22 protein-coding genes and 1 pseudogene are annotated in these 21,253 nt (G+C 64.4%); 13 read left to right on the forward strand and 10 right to left on the reverse strand.

The features are described from left to right. Positions 1 to 1,433, reverse strand: a 1,433-nt coding sequence (gene amaB, locus UW3_RS0116830; protein WP_010223786.1) for an L-piperidine-6-carboxylate dehydrogenase, incomplete at its 3' end; no start/stop codon positions are given. Positions 1,434 to 1,809: 376 nt separating this feature from the next. On the opposite strand from amaB, the gene UW3_RS0116840 reads away from it, so the two are divergent. After that, on the forward strand, positions 1,810 to 3,060 hold the full coding sequence (locus tag UW3_RS0116840; protein ID WP_010223788.1) for a 2-aminoadipate transaminase: 1,251 nt from the start codon (positions 1,810 to 1,812) through the stop codon (positions 3,058 to 3,060). Here UW3_RS0116840 and UW3_RS0116845 read toward each other — a convergent pair. Next, complete coding sequence (locus UW3_RS0116845; RefSeq protein ID WP_010223790.1) at positions 3,057 to 3,692, reverse strand: ArsR/SmtB family transcription factor; 636 nt, start codon at positions 3,690 to 3,692, stop codon at positions 3,057 to 3,059. The genes UW3_RS0116840 and UW3_RS0116845 overlap by 4 nt on opposite strands. Positions 3,693 to 3,767: 75 nt before the next feature. Between UW3_RS0116845 and UW3_RS0116850 the strand changes: the two genes are divergently transcribed. Then, positions 3,768 to 4,256 carry a DUF2938 domain-containing protein gene (locus UW3_RS0116850; protein ID WP_026001376.1) on the forward strand — a complete coding sequence of 163 codons (489 nt, stop codon included), beginning with the start codon at positions 3,768 to 3,770 and terminating at the stop codon, positions 4,254 to 4,256. A 9-nt stretch (positions 4,257 to 4,265) separates the two neighbouring features. Here UW3_RS0116850 and UW3_RS0116855 read toward each other — a convergent pair whose 3' ends face one another. After that, entirely contained in the window at positions 4,266 to 4,556 is a 291-nt protein-coding gene (locus UW3_RS0116855; RefSeq protein ID WP_010223794.1) for a hypothetical protein, read from the reverse strand. Positions 4,557 to 4,729: 173 nt separating this feature from the next. Here UW3_RS0116855 and UW3_RS0116860 point away from each other — a divergent pair, with 173 nt between their 5' ends. Next, on the forward strand, positions 4,730 to 5,161 hold the full coding sequence (locus UW3_RS0116860) for a hypothetical protein (RefSeq protein WP_010223796.1): 432 nt from the start codon (positions 4,730 to 4,732) through the stop codon (positions 5,159 to 5,161). Between the two features lie 104 nt (positions 5,162 to 5,265). On the opposite strand, the gene UW3_RS0116865 is transcribed toward UW3_RS0116860, so the two are convergent. Further along, positions 5,266 to 6,210 (reverse strand): LysR family transcriptional regulator, encoded by a 945-nt coding sequence (locus UW3_RS0116865; RefSeq protein WP_010223798.1) that lies wholly within the window; start codon positions 6,208 to 6,210, stop codon positions 5,266 to 5,268. 83 nt (positions 6,211 to 6,293) lie between these two features. Between UW3_RS0116865 and UW3_RS0116870 the strand changes: the two genes are divergently transcribed. Together UW3_RS0116870 and aroQ are read left to right on the forward strand one after the other, a co-directional pair. Beyond that, a complete protein-coding gene (locus tag UW3_RS0116870) occupies positions 6,294 to 7,346 on the forward strand; it encodes a Gfo/Idh/MocA family protein (protein WP_010223800.1) in 1,053 nt (350 codons plus the stop codon). A gap of 59 nt (positions 7,347 to 7,405) precedes the next feature. Next, positions 7,406 to 7,876 (forward strand): type II 3-dehydroquinate dehydratase, encoded by a 471-nt coding sequence (aroQ, locus tag UW3_RS0116875; protein ID WP_010223802.1) that lies wholly within the window; start codon positions 7,406 to 7,408, stop codon positions 7,874 to 7,876. Here the strand turns inward: aroQ and dsdC are convergent. Next, the gene (gene dsdC / locus UW3_RS0116880) at positions 7,869 to 8,801 is read right to left on the reverse strand and encodes a DNA-binding transcriptional regulator DsdC (RefSeq protein WP_010223804.1); all 933 of its coding nucleotides are present in this window, start codon (positions 8,799 to 8,801) and stop codon (positions 7,869 to 7,871) included. The two genes, aroQ and dsdC, sit on opposite strands and share 8 nt — an antisense overlap. 2 nt (positions 8,802 to 8,803) lie before the next feature. Next, the gene (locus UW3_RS0116885) at positions 8,804 to 10,156 is read right to left on the reverse strand and encodes a D-serine ammonia-lyase (protein WP_010223805.1); all 1,353 of its coding nucleotides are present in this window, start codon (positions 10,154 to 10,156) and stop codon (positions 8,804 to 8,806) included. A gap of 179 nt (positions 10,157 to 10,335) precedes the next feature. Between UW3_RS0116885 and fusA the strand changes: the two genes are divergently transcribed. From fusA to UW3_RS0116900, 3 genes are all read left to right on the forward strand, one after another. Further along, complete coding sequence (fusA, locus tag UW3_RS0116890) at positions 10,336 to 12,441, forward strand: elongation factor G (protein ID WP_010223806.1); 2,106 nt, start codon at positions 10,336 to 10,338, stop codon at positions 12,439 to 12,441. Between the two features lie 191 nt (positions 12,442 to 12,632). Next, positions 12,633 to 15,116: a DNA ligase D gene (gene ligD / locus UW3_RS0116895; RefSeq protein ID WP_010223807.1), complete on the forward strand. Its 2,484-nt coding sequence runs from the start codon at positions 12,633 to 12,635 to the stop codon at positions 15,114 to 15,116. 58 nt (positions 15,117 to 15,174) lie between these two features. Then, positions 15,175 to 15,939 carry a PIG-L deacetylase family protein gene (locus tag UW3_RS0116900; protein WP_010223808.1) on the forward strand — a complete coding sequence of 255 codons (765 nt, stop codon included), beginning with the start codon at positions 15,175 to 15,177 and terminating at the stop codon, positions 15,937 to 15,939. A 68-nt stretch (positions 15,940 to 16,007) separates the two neighbouring features. On the opposite strand, the gene UW3_RS0116905 is transcribed toward UW3_RS0116900, so the two are convergent. Beyond that, on the reverse strand, positions 16,008 to 16,931 hold the full coding sequence (locus UW3_RS0116905) for a LysR family transcriptional regulator (protein WP_010223809.1): 924 nt from the start codon (positions 16,929 to 16,931) through the stop codon (positions 16,008 to 16,010). 113 nt (positions 16,932 to 17,044) lie between these two features. On the opposite strand from UW3_RS0116905, the gene UW3_RS0116910 reads away from it, so the two are divergent. Continuing rightward, the gene (locus tag UW3_RS0116910; protein WP_010223810.1) at positions 17,045 to 18,241 is read left to right on the forward strand and encodes an MFS transporter; all 1,197 of its coding nucleotides are present in this window, start codon (positions 17,045 to 17,047) and stop codon (positions 18,239 to 18,241) included. Positions 18,242 to 18,250: 9 nt separating this feature from the next. Beyond that, positions 18,251 to 18,649: a hypothetical protein gene (locus UW3_RS0116915; RefSeq protein ID WP_010223811.1), complete on the forward strand. Its 399-nt coding sequence runs from the start codon at positions 18,251 to 18,253 to the stop codon at positions 18,647 to 18,649. Here the strand turns inward: UW3_RS0116915 and ku are convergent, their stop codons facing one another. Both ku and UW3_RS30115 read right to left on the reverse strand, forming a co-directional pair. Next, positions 18,650 to 19,513, reverse strand: coding sequence for a non-homologous end joining protein Ku (gene ku, locus UW3_RS0116920; protein WP_010223813.1), 864 nt, complete (start codon positions 19,511 to 19,513; stop codon positions 18,650 to 18,652). It abuts the gene before it with no gap. Positions 19,514 to 19,526: 13 nt separating this feature from the next. Beyond that, positions 19,527 to 19,646, reverse strand: a complete 120-nt coding sequence (locus UW3_RS30115) for a PSPA7_2676 family Cys-rich small protein (protein ID WP_302184160.1) — start codon at positions 19,644 to 19,646, stop codon at positions 19,527 to 19,529. Between the two features lie 268 nt (positions 19,647 to 19,914). On the opposite strand from UW3_RS30115, the gene UW3_RS0116925 reads away from it, so the two are divergent. Then, entirely contained in the window at positions 19,915 to 20,424 is a 510-nt protein-coding gene (locus tag UW3_RS0116925) for a DUF4142 domain-containing protein (RefSeq protein WP_010223816.1), read from the forward strand. A gap of 14 nt (positions 20,425 to 20,438) precedes the next feature. Further along, positions 20,439 to 20,726 (forward strand): hypothetical protein, encoded by a 288-nt coding sequence (locus tag UW3_RS0116930; protein ID WP_010223819.1) that lies wholly within the window; start codon positions 20,439 to 20,441, stop codon positions 20,724 to 20,726. A 40-nt stretch (positions 20,727 to 20,766) separates the two neighbouring features. Here the strand turns inward: UW3_RS0116930 and UW3_RS28280 are convergent, their stop codons facing one another. Further along, positions 20,767 to 20,934 (reverse strand): metallothionein, encoded by a 168-nt coding sequence (locus UW3_RS28280; RefSeq protein WP_010223820.1) that lies wholly within the window; start codon positions 20,932 to 20,934, stop codon positions 20,767 to 20,769. A gap of 147 nt (positions 20,935 to 21,081) precedes the next feature. Between UW3_RS28280 and UW3_RS30280 the strand changes: the two are divergent. Beyond that, positions 21,082 to 21,189: pseudogene (locus UW3_RS30280) on the forward strand (hypothetical protein); the annotation flags it as partial. Positions 21,190 to 21,253 lie beyond the last annotated feature (64 nt).

Genomic DNA, 21,253 nt, shown 5'->3' on the forward strand with positions numbered 1-21,253 from the left:
GTCTGCCGACGCATGTAGGCCTTCCACGAATCCGAACCCGACTCTCGGCCACCGCCGGTTTCCTTCTCGCCGCCAAACGCCCCGCCAATCTCCGCACCGCTGGTGCCGATGTTGACGTTGGCAATCCCGCAGTCACTGCCCGCCGCGCTCTGGAAGCGCTCGGCTTCGCGCAGGTCGGTGGTGAAGATGCATGACGATAGACCTTGCGGCACTTCGTTGTTCAGGCGCAGGGCTTCGTCGAATTCGTCGTAGGCCAACACGTAGAGGATCGGTGCGAAGGTTTCATGACGCACCACCGCGCTCTGGCCTGGCATCTCGACGATCGCCGGCGCCACGTAATAGGCATTCGGGTACTGCTCCTGAAGCTGACGCTCACCGCCGAACACCTGGCCGCCTTCATCACGGGCACGGGCCAGGGCATCCTGCATGCCTGCGAACGAGGCCTGGTCGATCAGCGGGCCGACCAGGTTGTCTTTACGCGGGTCGCCGATGCGCACCTTGGCGTAAGCGGCTTTGACCCGGGCCACCACTTCGTCCTTGATCGAACGATGGACGATCAAGCGGCGCAAGGTGGTGCAGCGCTGGCCAGCGGTACCGACGGCGCTAAAGAGGATGCCGCGCACGGCCAGATCGAGGTCGGCACTGGGCGCCAGGATCATCGCGTTGTTGCCGCCCAGTTCGAGGATGCTGCGGCCGAAACGCGCGGCGACACGCGGGCCGACTTCCCGACCCATGCGGGTGCTGCCGGTGGCGCTGACCAGCGGCACGCGCGGGTCGTCGACCAGCGCTTCGCCGGCGTCGCGATCACCGATGACCAGTTGGCTCAGGCCTTCTGGCGCCTCGCCGAACGCCTTCAGGGCTTTTTCGAACAGCGCCTGACAGGCCAGCGCGGTCAGCGGGGTTTTCTCCGACGGTTTCCACACCACGGCGTTGCCGCACACCAGCGCCAGGGTGGTGTTCCAGGCCCAGACCGCGACCGGGAAGTTGAAAGCGCTGATGACCCCGACTACACCCAGCGGGTGCCAGGTTTCACGCATGTGGTGGCCCGGGCGCTCGGAGGCGATGGTCAAGCCGTAGAGCTGACGCGACAGGCCAACGGCGAAGTCGCAGATATCGATCATTTCCTGCACTTCGCCCAGGCCTTCCTGGGTGATCTTGCCGGCTTCGATCGACACCAGTTCACCGAGCTCGGCCTTGTACTTACGCAGCACTTCGCCAAACAGGCGGATCAACTCACCGCGGCGCGGGGCCGGGACGTTGCGCCAGGCCTGGAAGGCTTTTTCGGCCTGATCGATCTTGGCGGTCACCTGGGCTTTGCTGTGCAGGGTAAGCGCTGCAATCTGGCTGCCGTCGATGGGGGTACAAACAGCGTGTGCGCCGCCGTTATATAAACCTTCAGGTACGCCCAAACGGGTAAGTAGTTCAGCAACCATCTTATTATTCTCCTACAGCGGATACGGGTCGAAATCATTGATGCAGGTCAGTATTAATCTATGGGGCCGCTGCTCACAAACGACCTTTTAGAAGCACATGATTCCGTAATGGAATGACCCTATCTCTTTTTCGCCCGGTTGACTCCGCCCATGTACAAACCCCTGGTGCCCCCCACCACCACTCTGCTCCGTGCTTTTACCTGGATAGCTGTCAAGGCGTCCAAGGTGCACGCCTTGGTCGGGTGGATTGCCGAATGGATAAGCCAGGGCGATAAAGTTCACGACCTGCAGGAATGATTGCAATCCATTATTTCGCTTGCACAGCAGTAGCGGGCCTCGCTTAGATAATAAGAAACTCCAGTGAGGCCGCGGGCAAATGAGTCACGAAACGATCAGCCAGTCTATTTCCGTCGTTCACCCTATTACACTGTCACACGGTAAAAACGCGGAAGTCTGGGACACCGACGGGAAACGCTATATCGATTTCGTTGGCGGCATCGGCGTATTGAACCTGGGCCATTGTCACCCGCGGATTGTCGCGGCCATCCAGCAGCAGGCCACACGCCTGACGCACTACGCCTTCAACGCGGCTGCGCATGAACCCTACCTCGAATTGATGAATCGCCTGGCGACGTTTGTGCCGGTGTCCTACCCGCTCAGCGGCATGCTCACCAACAGCGGCGCGGAAGCGGCGGAAAACGCCCTGAAGATCGCCCGCGGTGCCACCGGCAAGACGGCAATCATCGCCTTCGATGGCGGCTTTCATGGCCGCACCCTGGCGACCCTCAACCTCAACGGCAAAGTTGCGCCCTACAAGCAACGCGTCGGCGTACTGCCGGGGCCGGTGTATCACCTGCCCTACCCCAGCCAGGACACCGGCGTCAGCAGCGAGCAGGCGCTCAAGGCCATGGAGCGCTTGTTCAGCGTCGAGATCGACGTCAATGACGTGGCCGCCTTCATCTTCGAACCGGTCCAGGGTGAAGCCGGCTTTCTGGCCATGGAGCCCGCGTTTGCCCGCGCCTTGCGCAGCTTCTGCGACCAGCACGGCATCCTGATCATCATCGATGAAATCCAGTCGGGTTTTGGCCGCACCGGCCAGCGCTTCGCCTTCCCGCGCCTGGGCATCGAGCCGGATTTGTTGTTGCTGGCCAAGAGCATCGCCGGCGGCATGCCGCTGGGCGCCGTGGTCGGCCGCAAGGCGCTGCTCGACAACCTGCCCAAAGGTGGCCTTGGCGGCACCTACTCCGGCAACCCGATGGCCTGCGCCGCCGCCCTGGCGACCCTGGATGAAATGAGCGACGCCAACCTTTCGACCTGGGGCGAACGCCAGGAGGCCGCGCTGCTAAGCCGCTTCGAGCGCTGGCAGGCCAGCAAACTCTCGCCTTATCTGGGCCGCCTGACCGGCACCGGGGCGATGCGCGGCATCGAACTGGTCAACGCCGACGGCACACCGGCCACCGCGCAGCTGGCGCAACTGCTGGCAGCGGCCAGGAGCGCCGGGCTGCTGTTGATGCCCAGCGGCAAGGCACGGCACATCATCCGCTTGCTGGCGCCGCTGACCATCGAGGTTGAAGTGTTCGAAGAAGGCCTGGACATCCTTGAGCGCTGCCTGGCCGAACTGGGTTAATCCTGCAGCGGCCCAGGCCACAGCTCGATGCCCTGAAGAAAGTGACGCGCCCTCAAGCCCCTGGCTTTCAGGGCCGTCACCGCATCGCGGGAGAACACGCACCAGGGCCCGCGGCAATAGGCCACCACTTCCTGGCTGACCGGCAGCTCGCCCAGGCGCTGCTGCAGTTCAGCGAACGGAATATTGATCGCCCCCGGCAAATGCCCCTGGGCAAACTCCTCGGCCGGGCGCACATCGAGCAGGGTCACGCTGTGATCCTGCAAACGCTCCAGCAGCTCTTCCCTGCTGATCGCTTCCAGGTGCTCGGGCGCACTCAGGCTATCGCTCATCAGCTCGCGGATCGCCGCACGGTTGAACGCGGCCAGTTGAGCGAGTGCCACCAACACATCAGCAATTGGCCCGACGCCAAGCCGGTAGAGCACGCGCTTGCCGTCGCGGCGGGTCTGCACGAAGCCTGCGCGGCGCAAGTGCTGCAAATGCTGGGAAGCGTTGGCCACCGACAGCTCGCACTGCTGGGCCAGTTGCTCGACGGCAAGCTCGCCGCTGGCAATCTGTTCGAGCAGATTGAGGCGATGGGCGTGGCCAAGGGTCCGCGCCAGTTCGGCGATGTGCTGGTGCTGCTGGGTTTTCATATCGGTCATTGACAGGAAGGTAGCATTGGCCAATCATTCAATCAATCTATTGAATGTTTTTAAATGGAGTACGCCATGCCTGAAGGAATCGTTCTTGCTGTTTTGATCGGCGTAACCGCCACGGCCCTGGCCGACCTCTGGTCACTGTTCCAGCAGCGCGTGCTGGGCATGGCCGGACCGAACTGGGGTTTGGTGGGGCGCTGGATCGGGCATATGCCGCGCGGGCAGTTCGTCCATCAAAGCATCGCCAAGGCGCCTGCGCTGGCCAATGAACGGCTGATTGGCTGGAGTGCGCATTACACCATCGGGGTGATTTTCGCCGGGTTGCTGCTGGCAATCTGCGGTGCGGCGTGGGCACACCAGCCGCAGTTTGTGCCTGCGTTCGTGCTCGGCCTGGTGACCGTGGCGGCGCCTTATCTGATCATGCAGCCCGGCATGGGCGCGGGCGTCTTCGCCTCGAAAACCCCCAAGCCGAATGCGGCGCGGGCGCGCAGCCTGCTGGCTCATGGGGTGTTCGGCGTGGCCTTGTACCTGGCCGGGTTGCTCTGGGCCACGGTGCTGTAGCCCAACGGATTACAGGCCCAGTTCTTCCGGGGTGAGCATGTCGCTTTCGAAGGCGATCCAGCCGCCTTCCAGCTCGGCATGGCCGTTGACGATCGGGCCGTAGTAGCTCAGGCCGTTTTCCAGGGTCACGCAGATATGCGTCGGCTTGTCGGGAGCGGCCAGGGTATTGATGAAGTGAACCTTTTTCAGCGTCTCGCTGACGGCCTCCAGGCCGATCTTGATCCCGGGGTTTTCCACGGCCTCGACATCTTCATGCAGGTCGTCGCTGACGGTCACGGTGGCGGTGTATTTGTACAACATGGTCGAACTCCAACGACAGGGAAAACCGCGTCAGCTGACGCGTGCGGGCGCATAGGGTAAAGGAGCGGCACGGAAAAAGCCCGCGCCCTTCGACGAGGCGACGCACGAAGGTACCCTCGGCCCGCGCCGGCTGGTATTGTGCCCCCCGGTAAAAACCTGTCAGAGGAATGACATTGAGTGCTGAACAGAACCTGACCTCGGACATGTTCGAGGTCGACAAGCGCCTGGGGCTCAAGCCCGTGGTGGATTTCAACAACTACCTGCAAAAAGCCTTCGGCGACGGGCCTTGCACCTGTATCCGCTGCCGCACCAGCGGCGGTGACGAAACGGGCTACGAGTACCAGCACACCTTCGTGCTCGATGGCCAGACGCTCAACCGGCGCTTTGCCAACACTACGGGCAGCGATGTGCTCAATGCACTGAAGAAGGCCTGGCTTTCGTACACCAAGGTCGACCTGCCGACGCTGGGTGCGCTGGACCTGAGCGCAGTGAAAGGTTTTGTTGAACCGCAGCTGCACAAGCGCCTGCTGCCGCTGTTCCTGGCCAGTGGCCTGGTGCGTGAAATCGACGGGCAGTGGATGCTGCAGGTTCAAGCCGGCGATTGAGTGCCTGGGGCTGCTTGCGCAGCCCATCGCCGGCAAGGCCGGCTCCCACAGTTTCGAGCCTGCACAGCACCTGTGGGAGTTGGCCGGCCCCGCGATGCCCCCCCTCAGCCACCCACCGCCAACGCAAACGGCCCCTGCGCCAGTTGCTCGCGCAAGAACGCCACGCAACTGCGCACCTTCGCCGAACTGTCCGAACGCGCCGCCGTCACCGCCCAGACATCCGCCGGCTGGTGATAGGCCGGCAACACCCGAACCAATGACCCCTCCTGCAAGCTGCCAGCCACGTCCCAGTACGAGGCCATGATGATGCCGTGCCCGTCCATGGCCCACTGGCGGACGACATCGCTGTGGTTGGCCGCCATGGGCCCGGTGACCTTGACCGTTTCCGACCCGCCCGGCCCAATCAACCGCCACACCCCGAAGCGATCGTCGCGGCTGCGAAACAGCAGGCAATCATGCTGGGCCAGTTCCGCCGGTACCCGCACCTGGCCGCAGCGCGCCAGGTACGCCGGCGAGGCCGCGAGCACCCGCTTGTTCTCGGCGATGCGATGGGCGATCAGGTGTTTTTCCTGCACCTCACCGACGCGGATGTCGATATCGAAATTCTCGCCAATCAGGTCCACCCGCCGGTCGAGCAGCTCCAGCCAGATATCCAGGGTCGGATAACGCTTGCGCAGCAGCGACAGGATCGGCGCGATGTGCTCGCGGCCCAGGCGCAGGCTGGTGCTGATGCGCAAGGTGCCGCGCGGTTCGCTGTGGGCCCCGGACAACGCCTCGAGCATCGACTCGACATTCTCGAGGATCTTCTGCGCCCAGATGAACGCCGCTTCGCCATCGCTGGTGATATTCACCCGCCGTGTGGTGCGGTTGAACAGCTTGACCCCCAGCAGCGTCTCCAGGGTGGCGATGCGCTTGCTGACATGGGCCGGCGACAGGCCGATCTCGGTGGCGGCGGCGATGAAGCTGGAGCGCCGCGCCACTTCGCAGAACAACTGCAGGTCGCGCAGCAGCGGGTCATTATTCGCTAATAGCGCATTCTGATTCTTCATCTGGCCCGATTATCTCCTGGGAGTTTTTTATTAGCCTCTCACAAAACCGTTGCCGCGGTCCGCATAACAATAACGAGAGCGCCATGCACACGATCTGTATTGCCGTCGCCGGTGCCGGCCTGATTGGCCGCCGGCATATCGAACTGATCCAGGCCAGCGCCGAGTGCGAACTGGCCGCCCTGGTCGACCCGGCCCCGGCCGCCGCCGAACTCGCGGCCAGCCACGGCGTTGCCCTCTACCCCAGCCTTGAGCAGTTGTTCGCCGAACAGCGCCCGGACGCGGTGATCCTGGCCACGCCCAATCACCTGCATGTCGAAGGCGCCCTGGCCTGCGTTGAACACGGCATTGGCGTGCTGATCGAAAAACCGCTGGCGCACACGCTGGAAGCAGGCAAGCGCCTGCTGGCCATCGCCGAGCGAACCGGTGCGCGGCTGCTGGTCGGCCATCATCGTGCCCACAGCACGATCCTGGCCAAGGCCCGCGAGGTGATCGCCGAAGGCCTGCTGGGCAACCTGGTGGCGGTGATGGGCAGCGCGCTGTTCTACAAACCCGACGACTATTTCGACGCTGCGCCCTGGCGCCGCCAGATCGGCGGCGGGCCGGTGCTGATCAACATGATCCACGAGATCGGCAACCTGCGTTCGCTGTGCGGCGAGATTGTCGCCGTGCAGGCCCAGGCCTCCAGCGCCACCCGCGGCTTTGCCGTGGAAGACAGCGTGGCCATCAGCCTGCGCTTTGCCAGCGGCGCCCTGGGCACCTTCATGCTGTCCGACACCGCCGCCTGCGCCCGCAGCTGGGAGCAGACCACGGGCGAGAACCTCGACTACCCCAGCTACGCCGACGAAGACTGCTATGTGATCAGCGGCACCCGGGGCTCACTGTCGATCCCGAGCATGCGCCTGAAGTACTACGAGCAGCGCGCCGACCGCTCGTGGTGGAAGCCCTTCACCAGCACCGTGGTGCCCTTGCACAGCGCCGACCCGCTGGCCCGCCAGCTGGCACACTTCTGCCAGGTGATTCGCGGCCACGAGCCGCCGCTGGTAAGCGTGCGCGACGGTCTGCGCAATGTGCAGATTGTCGAGGCCATCAGCAGCGCCGCGCGTAGCGGCCAGATCGTCGCCACCGACAGCCTCTGAGCCCTTTTTACCCGCCTACGACGCCCTGCGCGCCAACCCCCAGACTGGAAACCTGCACCATGAAAACCCTGCTCGTGCTCAATGGCCCCAACCTGAACATGCTCGGCCTGCGCCAACCGCAGGTTTACGGCCGGGAGACCCTGGCCGATGTCGAAAACCTCTGCCAGCAGGCCGCCAGCCGGCTGGAACTGAAGCTTGAGTTCCAGCAGACCAACCACGAAGGGCAGATGATCGACTGGATTCACCAGGCCCGTGGCCGGGTCGCCGGGATCGTCATCAACCCCGGTGCCTGGACCCATACTTCGGTGGCGATTCATGACGCCTTGATTGCCGCCGAGGTGCCAGTGATCGAAGTGCATATCTCCAACGTCCATCGCCGTGAAGCCTTCCGCCACCACTCCTATGTGTCGCTGGTGGCCAAGGCGGTGCTGGCCGGCTTCGGCACCCACGGCTACGTGCTGGCCATCGAACATTTTGCCCGCGAGCTCACGCCACTGGCACGCCTGTGCACGACGGCCGAGGTCAGCTGAGCGCACACTCACGCAGCCACTCAATCATCACCCGCACGCGCTGCGCCAGCGGCTCGCGCGGCGGATGCACCAGGTAATAACCCTGCCCCGCCGCCTGACTGAAGCCGCCCAGGGGCAGGATCAACGCGCCCTGGTCCAGCAACGGTTGCACCAGGCGCTGGCGCCCCATGGCCACGCCGGCATGGTGGCGGGCAGCGGCGCTGCACAGGTCGGAGCGATCGAAGGTCAGGTGGCTGGCGGGCAGGTGCTGTTGCAGGTTCTGTTCGCGGGCCCAGCGTTGCCACTCGGCGTCAAAGGCCGCGTGCTCCCAGGCCAGCGCGTCGTGCAGCAAGGTGCACTGGGCCAGGCGCTCGGGGTGGCCGATCAAGCCATGGCGTTCGGCGTACTGCGGGCTGCACACCGGGGCTATCCGCTCGTCCATCAGCAATCGGCTGACCAGCCCCGGAAAATCGCCGTGGCCGTACAGCAAGGCCAGGTCCACTGGCCGGGTGCGAAAATCCACCGGGGCGTTGCCAGTGCGAATGTCCAGGCTCAGTTGCGGATAACGCTGCTGAAAATCTGCCAAGCGCGGCACCAGCCAGTGTTGGGCCACCGAAGGCCGTACATACAGGCTCAGGGCCCCGCTGACCTGCGTCGTCAACGGCTGCAGGGCTTCCTGCAGTTGCGCCTCGAAGCCTTGCAGCACCTGATAGAGCCGCTCACCTTCAGCGGTCAGGCGAATGCGCCGGGTCAGCCGTTCGAACAGGCGCAGTGCCAGCGCCTGTTCCAGGCGGGCGATACGGTGGCTGACGGCGCTGGCGGTCAGGCACAGCTCCTGCGCCGCCTGGCTGAAGCTCAGGTGCCGGGCGACCGCAAGGAAGGTATGCAGGTTGGCGAACTGGGCGCCGTTCAAGCGCATGCCTAGGCGATCGGGCAGGTTGAGCATGCTCAGCGCCCGGCCAGCACGGCACGGCCCTTGGCCAGGTAGCGGTCCATTTCGTCGCGCGGCACCATACTGCCGCCGGTGCCCCAGACCAGGTGGGTGGCACGGGCCATGCGCTCATCACTCAAGCCCAAGCGCTGACGGTAGCCTTGTTGCTCTTGCATCACGCTGAACATCCCCGACACCCCGGCCAGCGCCGAGGGCTCAAGTTCGATGCCCTCACAGGCGTGCATTTGCGCAAGCTGGCGGTACAGGGTGTCGTCGCTGACGGTGTAGTAGCCGTCGATCAGGCGCTGCAGCGAGCGGCCGACAAAGCCCGAGGGGCGGCCAACCGCCAGGCCGTCGGCGGCCGTCTGGTTGTCGATGCCAAAGTCATACACCGAGACACTGTCGTGCAAGCCGGTGTACACACCGAGGAACATGCACGGTGAATGGCTCGGCTCGGCGAACAGGCAATGCACCGCATCGCCAAAGATATGCTTGAGGCCGAAGGCCACGCCACCTGGGCCACCGCCGACGCCACAGGGCAGGTAGACGAACAGCGGATGCTCGGCGTCGACCTGGATGCCCTGCTCCGCCAACTGGCGCTGCAGGCGCTCGGCGGCCACGGCGTAACCAAGGAACAGGTTCAGCGAGTTTTCATCATCGACGAAATGGCAACGCGGATCGGCCTCGGCCTCCTGGCGTCCCTGCTCCACCGCCACGCTGTAGTCGGCGCTGTACTCACGCACCTCGACGCCGCAGGCGCGCAGGCGATCCTTTTTCCACTGACGGGCGTCGGCGGACATGTGCACCGTCGCCTTGAAGCCCAGGCGCGCACTGATGATGCCGATCGACAGGCCGAGGTTGCCGGTGGAGCCGACCGCCACACTGTACTGGCCGAAGAATGCCCGGGCCTCATCGCTGTCAAGCGTGGCGTAACTGTCGCCCGGGCGCAGCAAACCGCCTGCCAGGGCCAGGTCTTCGGCATGCTTGAGCACTTCATAGATGCCGCCGCGGGCCTTGATCGAACCGGAAATCGGCAACAGGTTGTCGGCCTTGAGCCACAGCTCACCGGCTGGCGCAAGGTGCTGTTCGGCACAGAGCACCGCCTGCAGGGCGCGCAGCGGCAACACGGGCGATTCGATGATACCGGCGCTGGGCACGGTCTCGGGGAACGCCGAGGCAATGTACGGGGCAAAGCGCTCGAGCCTGGCGCTGGCTTCACGGATATCCGCAGCCGTCAGCGCCACGTCCCCCAGGGCCTCGGCGCTCGGTGCCAGGGCCGGGTTGAACCAGCAGGTAGGGCGCAACGCCACCAGTTCGGCGATCAACGGATGACTCTGGCACCAGGCATTAACGGATTGTTCCAGCGGCATTGGGCGACTCCATCGGCAAGCGGATAGAAGGATTAAGCGTCAGCGCCGCAGGCTTTACAACCGATGGTTACTCAGGCCATGGATGAACCTGCTTCAGCCATGGACCGCCGTGCAAGCCGCCGCACTTCTGCTACCTTGGGAATACCCTCTTCATCCGCATCACACACAGGTGACCCCTCATGGCGCGCACCACTCCCATCGAGCTGTACCGCAATATCGGCATCGTCGCCCATGTTGACGCCGGCAAGACCACCACCACCGAACGCATCCTGTTCTACACCGGGGTCAACCACAAGATGGGCGAGGTGCACGACGGCGCCGCGACCATGGACTGGATGGCCCAGGAGCAGGAGCGCGGCATCACCATCACCTCGGCGGCGACCACGGCGTTCTGGCAGGGTTCGACCAAGCAATTTCCCGACAAGTACCGCTTCAACATCATCGACACCCCCGGCCACGTCGACTTCACCATCGAGGTGGAGCGTTCGCTGCGCGTGCTCGACGGCGCGGTGGTGGTGTTCAGCGGCGCCGATGGCGTCGAGCCGCAATCGGAAACGGTCTGGCGCCAGGCCAACAAGTACCATGTGCCGCGCCTGGCCTACGTCAACAAAATGGACCGCCAGGGCGCCGACTTCCTGCGCGTGGTCAAGCAGATCGATCAGCGCCTGGGCCATAACCCGGTGCCGATCCAGCTGTCGATCGGCGCCGAGGAGCACTTCGCCGGGCAGATCGACCTGGTGAAGATGAAGGCCATCTACTGGAACGAGGACGACCAGGGCACCAGCTACCGCGAAGAAGAGATTCCCGCCGACATGCTGGCGCTTGCCCGCGAGTGGCGGGCACACATGATCGAGGCCGCCGCCGAGGCCAATGACGAGTTCATGGAGCTGTACCTCAACGGCCAGGAGCTGAGCAACGAACAGATCAAGGCCGGCCTGCGCCAGCGTACCCTGGCCAACCAGATCGTGCCGGCGATCTGCGGCTCGTCGTTCAAGAACAAAGGCGTGCCGCTGATGCTCGACGCGGTGATTGACTACCTGCCGGCGCCCTCGGAAATCCCGGCGATCAACGGCACCGACCCGGACGACGAAGACAAGCACCTGGAGCGCCACGCCGACGACAACGAACCGTTCTCGGCGCTGGCCTTCAAGATCGCCACCGACCCGTTCGTCGGTACCCTGACGTTTGCCCGGGTCTACTCCGGCGTGCTCAGCTCAGGCAATGCCGTGCTCAACTCGGTCAAGGGCAAGAAGGAACGGATCGGCCGTATGGTGCAGATGCACGCCAACCAGCGCGCCGAGATCAAGGACGTGTGCGCTGGCGACATCGCCGCGCTGATCGGCATGAAGGACGTCACCACCGGCGACACCCTGTGCGACATCAACAAGCCGATCATCCTCGAACGCATGGACTTCCCGGACCCGGTGATCTCGGTGGCGGTCGAGCCGAAAACCAAGGCCGACCAAGAGAAAATGGGCATCGCCCTGAGCAAGCTGGCCCAGGAAGACCCGTCGTTCCGGGTGCGCACCGATGAAGAGACGGCGCAAACCATCATCTCCGGCATGGGCGAGTTGCACCTGGACATCATCGTCGACCGCATGAAGCGCGAGTTCGGCGTCGAGGCCAATATCGGCAAGCCGCAAGTCGCCTACCGCGAGAAGATCCGCAACACCTGCGAGATCGAAGGCAAGTTCGTCCGTCAGTCTGGCGGGCGCGGCCAGTACGGCCACTGCTGGATCCGCTTCGCCCCGGGCGAGGAAGGCAAAGAGGGCCTGGAATTCGTCAACGAAGTAGTCGGCGGCGTGGTGCCGCGCGAGTACATCCCGGCGATCCAGAAAGGCATCGAAGAGCAGATGCAGAACGGCGTGCTGGCCGGTTATCCGCTGATTGGCCTGAAGGCCACGGTGTTCGACGGCTCGTACCACGATGTCGACTCCAACGAAATGGCTTTCAAGGTCGCAGCGTCAATGGCCACCAAGCAACTGGCGCAAAAAGGCGGCGCGGTGCTGCTGGAGCCGGTGATGAAAGTCGAGGTGGTGACCCCCGAGGAGTACCAGGGCGACATCATGGGCGACCTGAGCCGCCGTCGCGGGATGATCCAGGAAGGCGACGAGACGCCGGCGGGCAAGGTGGTACGCGCCGAAGTGCCATTGGGCGAGATGTTCGGCTATTCCACGCAGATGCGCTCCATGACCCAGGGCCGGGCCAGCTACACCATGGAGTTCACCAAGTACGCTGAAGCGCCGGCGAGCATCAGTGAGGCAATTATCAAGAAGCAAGGCTGATACGGCGACCGCTTCGCGGTCGATCGCCGGCAAGGCCGGTTCCCACAGGATAGCGGTGCGCTCGACACCTGTGGGGCCTTGCCGGCGATGGGGTGCGCAGCAGCCCCACCTCGAACAAAGCCGATTGAACTCTCACCCCAGCCGTCCGATCCCAATCCTTAGGAGCCGCCCATAAGCAGCAGGACACCGCCATGGCCAAGCCGTTGCAGGAGTACGCACGCAAGCGCAATTTCGACGCCACCCCGGAGCCTGTGGGTAGCCATGCCCAGGGCAAAAAAGCCGCCCACGCCCTGCAGTACTGCATCCAGAAACACCACGCCAGCCACCTGCACTACGACTTTCGCCTGGAACTGGACGGCACCCTGAAAAGCTGGGCCATCCCCAAGGGCCCGTCGCTGGACCCGAAAATCCGGCGCCTGGCGGTGCACGTTGAAGACCACCCACTGGACTACGCCAACTTCGAAGGCCGTATCCCCGAAGGCCATTACGGCGCCGGTGAGGTAATCGTCTGGGACCGCGGTGTGTGGATTCCCGAAGAAGACCCGCGCAAGGCCTATGCCAAAGGCAAGCTGCGCTTTCGCCTGCAGGGCGAGAAGCTGTCCGGCACCTGGAACCTGTTTCGCACCCACCTGGCCGGCACCAAGGAGCAGTGGCTGCTGGTCAAGTCCGACGATGCCCAGGCGCGCCCGCAAGCAGACTACGACATCCTCGAAGCAGAGCCCGACAGCGTGCTCAGCGAACGCAGCCTGACTGCCCGCCGCCCCAGGGCAGCGGCGAACAAAACCACCCGCAAGGCCAGGCCCGCGAGCAAGTCCAAGCTCGACGGCGCCAGCAAAGCCGCTTTGCCCGCTTCGTTCAAACCGCAATTGGCGACCCTGGTAGAGACGCCCCCCGAGGGCGACTGGGACTACGAAGTGAAATTCGACGGCTACCGCATCCTCGCCCGCATCAACGGTGAGCAAATACGCCTGTTCACCCGCAACGGCCATGACTGGACCGCCAAGTTGCCCAGACAGGCCAAGGCCCTGGCCGGGCTCGGCGTGCAATCGGCATGGCTCGATGGCGAGATGGTGGTGGCCAACGAGCACGGCGTTGCGGATTTTCAGGCGCTGCAGAATGCCTTCGATCAGGCCTGCGACGAGCAGATCGTTTACTGCCTGTTCGACCTGCCGTACCTCAACGGCATGGACTTGCGCCAGTGCCCGCTGGAACAGCGCCGCTCGGCCCTGGCCGCGCTGCTGGAGAAGGCCGACGACAAGTGCCTGCGTTTCTCTGCCGGCTTTGACCAGCGTGTCGAATCGCTGCTCGACAGCGCCTGCAAGATGAAGATGGAAGGCCTGATCGGCAAGCGCCTGGGCAGCCACTACGTCAACCGCCGCAGCAGCGACTGGATCAAGCTCAAGTGCAAGCAGCGCCAGGAATTCGTGATCGTCGGCTTCACCGACCCCAAAGGCTCGCGCGCAGCGTTTGGCGCGCTGCTGCTGGCCCTGCACGATGAGCGCGGCGAGCTGCGCTATGCCGGCAAGGTCGGTACCGGCTTCAACAGTGCCACCCTTGCCCACCTGCATCAACGCCTGGCGCCGCTTGAAGTCGGCAAGCCGCCATTGCCCACGCCGCCAACCGGCGCCGAGGCCAAAGGCGTGCACTGGCTCAAGCCGCAGCTGCTGGCCGAGGTCGCCTATGCGCAGATGACCCGCGACGGCGTGGTGCGCCATTCGGTGTTCCATGGCCTGCGTGACGACAAACCGGCCAAGGCCATTGGCCTGGAGCAGCCCGTGAAAAGCCCGGCAAGCAACACGCCCACACTGCAGCTGACCCACCCGCAACGGGTGGTCGACGCCAGCACCGGTATCACCAAGCGCCAGGTCGGCGAATACTACGCCCAGGTCGCCGAGTGGATCCTGCCGCACCTCAAGCGCCGCCCGGTGGCCCTGGTGCGGGCACCCGACGGGCTGGCCGGCGAGCTGTTCTTCCAGAAGAACGCCACACCGTTGAACATCCCCGGCCTTGAGCGCCACGACAAGGCCGAAGCCGGTCAGGCGCTGATGATCATCGACCGGGTCGAAACACTGCTCGGCACGGTGCAGATGAACACCCTCGAACTGCACACCTGGAACGCCACCGCCAAGGACTTCGACACGCCCGACCGGCTGATTCTCGACCTCGACCCGGACCCGGCGCTGCCGTGGAAGGCCATGCTCGAAGCCACTCAATTGACCCTGGCCCTGCTCGATGAACTGGGCTTGCAGTCGTTCCTCAAGACCAGCGGCGGCAAGGGCATGCACATCGTCGTGCCGCTGACCCGGCGTGCCGGTTGGGACGAGGTCAAGGCCTTCAGCCAAGCCATGGTCCAGCACCTGGCCGGGCTGTTCCCCGAGCGCCTGTCGGCGGTGTCCGGGCCGAAGAACCGGGTCGGGCGGATCTTCATCGACTACCTGCGCAACGGCAAAGGCGCGACCACCGTCTGCGCCTATTCGCTCCGCGCCCGCGCGGGCCTGCCGGTGTCGGTGCCGATTCGCCGCGAAGAGCTGACTGAGCTTGAAGGCGCCAACCAGTGGAACCTGCTCAACCTCGGCAAACGCCTGGTCGAAGGCGATGACCCCTGGGCCGATTATGGCCGGGTGCGGCAGTCGATCAGCAAGGACCTGCGCCGACGCATGGGCGTTGAATCATGAGCGACCTGGCCGAACTGGGCCGACAATTGAGTACACCCCTCGAGGGAGGCTGGCGGCTATGACCCTGCAGCGACCGCAAAACCCGATCCAGGCACCGGGCACGCCCTTGGCGCACTGGCAATCCTCCACGACCCTGCAAGCGGTGCCGGCCATCAGCCACGATCAATTGGTGCCGCGTGGCGGCCGCCTGGTGGTGGTCGCCCCGCACCCGGATGACGAAGTGCTCGGCTGCGGCGGCGTGCTGGCCGGCATGCGTGGCCGCGAGCAGGATCTGCTGCTGATCTCGGTCAGCGACGGCGAAGCCAGCCATCCTGATTCGCGCCACTGGACCAGCGAACGCCTGCGCCAGCAACGCCCGCGGGAAAGCGCCGATGCCTTGCGCCGCCTGGGCCTGGACCTGAGCCGGCTGAGCTGGCTGCGCCTGGGCCTGGCGGACGGCGCCGTGGCCAATCATGAACGCTGGCTGGCCGAACGCCTGGTGCAACTGCTGCGCGCCAGCGACCGGGTCCTGACCACTTGGCGCCTGGACGGCCACTGCGACCATGAAGCGGTCGGCCGCGCCTGTGCCCGCGCTTGCGAAACCGTCGGTGCGCGCTTGATCGAAGTGCCGATCTGGGCCTGGCACTGGGCCCGCCCCAGCGACCCGCGCCTGCCCTGGCAGCGCGCCCACAAGCTGTTCCTCGACCGCGCGGTGCTGGCCCTCAAGCAGCAGGCCGTCGCCGCCCACACCAGCCAGCTGCAGGCCGACGAGCAGACCCCGCCGGTCCTCGACCGCGAGGCCCTGGCACGCCTGCTGCAACCGTTCGAACTGGTGTTCACATGAGCGTATCGGCACGCTGTTTCGAGTAACGCATCAAACAACGCGGCCTGCCCGGCGACTGGGGCACTTTCTCAACAACCTCGGCGACCCGGCTCGGGCATCGCCAGCCAGGCCTTGATGAAATCGATCCAGGCGCGAACCTTGCGCGGTACATGGCGGCTGGACGGATACAGGGCATACACGCTCTGCGCCGCGAAGCGGTACCCGGGCAGGCCGTCGAGCAACTGCCCGCTGGCCAGGTCATCGGCCACCAGCCAGTCGGGCAACAAGGTAACGCCCGCGCCCTGCAGGGCAAAGGCACGCAGGATCGAGGCATTGTCGGCCACCAGCAACGGCGTACCCTGCGGCGCGAACACTGCGCGGCGCCCCTTGTCGCCCAGCAGCTCCCAGCGATTGTTCTGCTCGAAACGGCTGTGCACCAGTTGCGCGACGTTAGCCAGGTGCTCGGGGGCGTTGATCAGCTGAGCCCCATGAACGGCCAACAGGCTTGGCGCCAGCACCAGGCGCACGTTGTAGGTCGCCAGGCACACGCCGCGATAATTGGAGTCCTGCGCCTGGCCCAGGCGAATGGCGACATCGAAGCGCTCGCGCACCAGGTCAACCTGCGCCGTATGGGTCTCCAGGCGCACGCTCAGCCCCGGGTGCAGGCGGCAGAACGCCTGCAGTGCCGGGGCGAGGACTTTCAGCCCGTACTCGACCGTGGAGGTAATCCGCAAGCTGCCCTGCAAGCCACTGTGTTCGGCGCGCGCCTCGTCGATGGCGATGCGCGCGTCTTCGACCACCTGCAGGCAGCGCTGGTAAAAGCGCTCACCGGCGTCAGTCAGGGCGATCCGGCGGGTGGTGCGGGTCAGCAGGGTGACCCCCAGTTCAGCTTCCAGCTGCTTGATACTGAAGCTGACCGCAGCGCGGGTTTGCTGCAAGCGCTCGGCGGCTCCCGTGAAGGAGCCGGCCTGGACTACCGCGCAAAACAGTTCGAATCGGTCGAGGCTGACCATGCAATGCCTTCGCCATTGTCAAAATAATTCAACCAATCTGCCGGGTTTTCGCGTCTTATTCAAGCACCTGCAAGTCTCTAGACTGCGCTTTTCTCCGGCCCATCGAACTGCTCATGCCTTATCGTGCGAAAGTCACCCTGGTCTACCTGCTGGGTTTCACCCTCGACCTGCTCAACATGTTCGCCCTCAACGCCGCCTACCCGGCGCTGGGCCAGGAACTGCACGCCTCGGTGGCGCAACTGAGCTGGACCAGCAACCTGTACATGCTCGGCCTGACCCTGGTGATCCCGCTGGGCACCTGGCTGGCCGCGCGCCTGGGCGAACGCCAGACACTGCTGCTTTCGCTGGCGCTGTTCGGCCTGGGATCGGCCCTTGCGGGCAGCGCCGGTTCGATCGAGGGCCTGCTCGCCTGGCGCCTGCTGCAAGGCCTCGGTGGCGGCCTGCTGATTCCGGTGGGCCAGGCCATGGCCTATCGCTTATATGCACCCGAGCAGCGCCACCACCTGACCTCGCTGGTGATGATGGTGGCCCTGCTGGTCCCGGCCGTGTCGCCGGCACTGGGTGGCGTGGTGGTCGATCAGGGTTCGTGGCGCTGGATCTTCTTGGCCATGCTGCCGCTGACCTTGATTGCAGGCGTACTGGTGCTGGCCTGGCTGCCTGCGAACCTGCCCTTGCCTGCCCCACAGCCAATGCTTGACCTGCGCCTGCTCGGCCAGCCGCTGCTGCGCACGGCAATGCTGATTTACCTGTGCGTGCCGGGCGTATTCATCGGCGCCAACCTGGTGGCGGCGTTGTACCTGCAACAGCGCCTTGGGTTGAACGCCACAGCCACCGGCGCGCTGATGTTGCCCTGGGCGCTGGGCGCCTTGGGTGCCATTGCCGTTGTCCGCTGGCGCTTCAACCTGACCGGGCCCAAACGCCTGCTGAGCGCCGGGATATTGATCCAATGCACTGCACTGTTGTGGCTGGCCTCGCCGTGGGTCGCTGCGCATCCGGCCTGGCTGGCGCTGATTTTCGCCCTGCTGGGCCTTGGCAGCAGCCTGTGCAGCAGCAGTGCGCAAAGCCTGGCATTCCTGGCCATCGCGCCGGAGCAGATGGGCCAGGCCAGCGCCTTGTGGAACCTCAACCGGCAACTGAGCTTTTGCCTCGGCGTCGCCGTGCTCGGCGCCACGCTCAATCATCTGCTGCCGGCGCCGCAAGCATTTGCCCACAGCTTCATCCTCGCTGCGCTGCTGACCCTGCTACCGCTGCCGATGGTTTTCAAACTGCCCGGGGCTCGCACCCTGGGGCTTTGCACCACCCCTACCTGAGCCCTGCCCATGAACCAAAACACCCCCGCATTCAAGGAAGTCATCAATGCCCACGTCGCCATTGAGCAATGGCTGTCGGGCAACGCCCCGGCTGACCAGTTCGACGCGCTGATGGCGCGTTTCAGCCGGCAATTCTCAATGATCACCCTGCCCGGCCAGGTGATCGATTACCAAGGCCTGCACAGTGTGTTTCAGCACGCCTACGGCAAGCGTGCGGGCCTGGAAATCGGCATCGATGAGCTGCAGTTGATCGCCACAGGCCCGAACCTGTCGGTGGTCAGCTATCGCGAGTGGCAGGCCGACGCGGCAGGCAACCGCTCAGTACGGCGCTCGACCGTGGTCTTCGAACACAACACCAATGGCGCCCTGCGCTGGCGCCATCTGCATGAAACGCCAGTGACGGACTGATCAGGCTTTCTTGCGCGGCTTGCTGGTGCCTGCCGGTTTTTTCGCGGCCGGCGCCGCCTTCTTCGCGGCCGGCTTGCGCCCGCCCAGGCTGCGTTTGAGCAGTTCGGTAAGGTCGATGATGTCGGCGCTTTTCTGTTCGCCTTCGCCCTCCAGCGGCTCGACCGTGGCGATCTTGCCCTGGCGGGCCTTCTCTTCGACCAGGCTCATGATGGTGTCCTTGAAGTCGTTACGATAGTCCTCGGGCGTCCAATGCCCGCTCATGTCCTCGACCAGGCGCGTGGCCATTTGCAGCTCGCGCTTGTCGAGGCTTGAATCGCGCACGCTGGCGTCCAGGTCCAGGCTGTCCAGGCCGCGCACTTCCTCGGGCCAGCGCAGGGTGATCATCACCAGCGCGTCCTCGAGCGGGCGCAGCAGCGCCAGGTGCTGCTGGGTGTGCAGCACCACCTTGGCCAGGGCCACCTTGCCGGTGCTCTCCAGGGTTTCGCGCAGCAAGGCATAGACCTTGCCGCCACGCCGGTCGGGGCTCAGGTAGTACGGGGTGTCGAACTGCTGAAGAGGGATTTCGCCGCTGTCGACGAACGAGAAGATGTCGATGGTCTGGGTCGCTTGCGGGCGCGCCTGGCGGATCTCCTCTTCGCTGATCACCACATACTGGCCCTTCTGATACTGCACGCCCTTGACGATATGCTCGCGGGCGATCTCCTTGCCGGTGACCTTGTTCACCCGCTTGTAGCCCACCGGCTCCATGCTGCGCTCGTCGAGCCAGTCGAAGTCGACCCGGTCGCTGCTGATAGCAGTACTCAACGACACCGGGATATGCACCAGGCCGAAGCTGATTGCACCTTTCCAGATGGCTCTGGCCATGACCTCTTTCCTCTTAACACGTAGCGTGCCAGCGCACGGCGCCGCAGCGCTCACAACGCTGGCATAGCAGCGCACCTTCGCCCTCGGGCTCATCGCACCAGTGGCAGCCCTTGAACAGACAGATAATGGTCATGGGGCCCTCCCATGGGGCGTTTGGACCACCCCTTACCTGTTGTGACTGCGCCAGGCGCCGAAGGTTTGCTGCGATTGCCGTCAGGACAGCGGATTGCCACCGGTGACGACGAACACGTTGCCGTTGATGCAACTCGATTACTGGCTGGCCAGCAGCATACACCGTGGCGCCAGTGGTCCGTAGACAGCAATCGGGCTGAACTCTGACGCCTGGGGCCTTTCGTAAAACTAACAGCTGCATGCTGTTTACGCCCCGGGAGATACCGCTTATGAACCCTTTTATCCGTCCCATCCGCCTTGTCCTGTGCCTGTGCGTCGTGCTTAGTGCCAGTACCCAGGCTGACAGCAACAATGCCTTCGTCAGCGAAGCGATCGGTGCCGGCATGGCTGAAATCCAGACCAGCCAGTTGGCCCTGGAAAAAACCCAATCGCCCCAGGTAAAGGCATTTGCCCAGCAGATGATCAAGGATCACACTAAAGCTAATCAGCACCTGCTCGATCTTGCCAAGCAACATGGCTTCAGCGTCCCGGATGACGCAGCCCTCACCAGCAAGGCGCGCAAGATGATGTTGCAGGTGCAGGACGGCGCGTCGTTCGATGCGGCCTATGCCACCCATCAGGTCGACGCCCATGAGCAGGCGGTGCGCCTGTTCGACGAAGAGAGCCGGTCTACCTCGGACCCTGACGATCTGCGCACCTTTGCCAAGTCCACGCTGGCGACCCTCAAGCACCACCTGGAAATGGCCAAGCAACTGCAGAGCGCGCACCGCAAGAACTGAAGGAGGCCCTTGGTATGAGAAAGGTCAGCCCGGCCTGCCCGACCTGCCTGCAGATCGACTTCGTCCAGGACACGCTGTTCGGTCCCATCGCCCACAGCGCCGAATGTGAAGTGCAACTGGCACCGCTGAACATCAACGGCCTGCCTGGCTTGCGCATGCAGGTACAGGCGCCCGTACCCGACAAGCTTGAGCGTTCGCACAGCGTGGCGTTTGTCTGGGAAGGCCGCACCTATCGCGGGATTGTCCAGTATCACCGGCGCTGCGATGACGGCGGCTTGCAGTTGCAGCTGGAGTTACAGTGAACACGCGTGGGAGCGGCGGTGCGACGCGCCCACCGTTCGGTCAGCGTTTGGGGCTGGCGGCGCATCCACAGCCACTGCTATTGCACGGTTTGCCGGACGGATGGTGCTCGGCACAGGCCTGGCAACAATAGGCCCTGCCCTCGCTCATCACCGGATGTTCACCCAGCTTGCAGTTGCAACCTGGGCAGGCACAGGTTTGTGCGTTCATGGCGTTGACTCCTTGGGTAGTGCTAGTCACATGTCAGTGACCAGACAATACCGGGAGTGGTTCAAAAAAAATGAAACCCCAGCGCAGGCCAAGTCTCCATAGAACAGGGAGAGGTGTTTTCTACTCTGCTCACCCTCGGAGGTCACCATGAGTACCCATCTGGTTCAACTCTTCACCCACCCCGACGACGCCTGGATGGAAATTCGCCAGGAAGAAGAACTGCACCCGCGTCACTACCTGCCGCACCTGCTGCTGATGGCGCTGATTCCCGCCCTGTGCCTGTTCATTGGCACCACCAGTATTGGCTGGGGGCTGGCCG

This window comes from Pseudomonas donghuensis (assembly GCF_000259195.1).
Taxonomy (GTDB): Bacteria; Pseudomonadota; Gammaproteobacteria; order Pseudomonadales; family Pseudomonadaceae; genus Aquipseudomonas; species Aquipseudomonas donghuensis.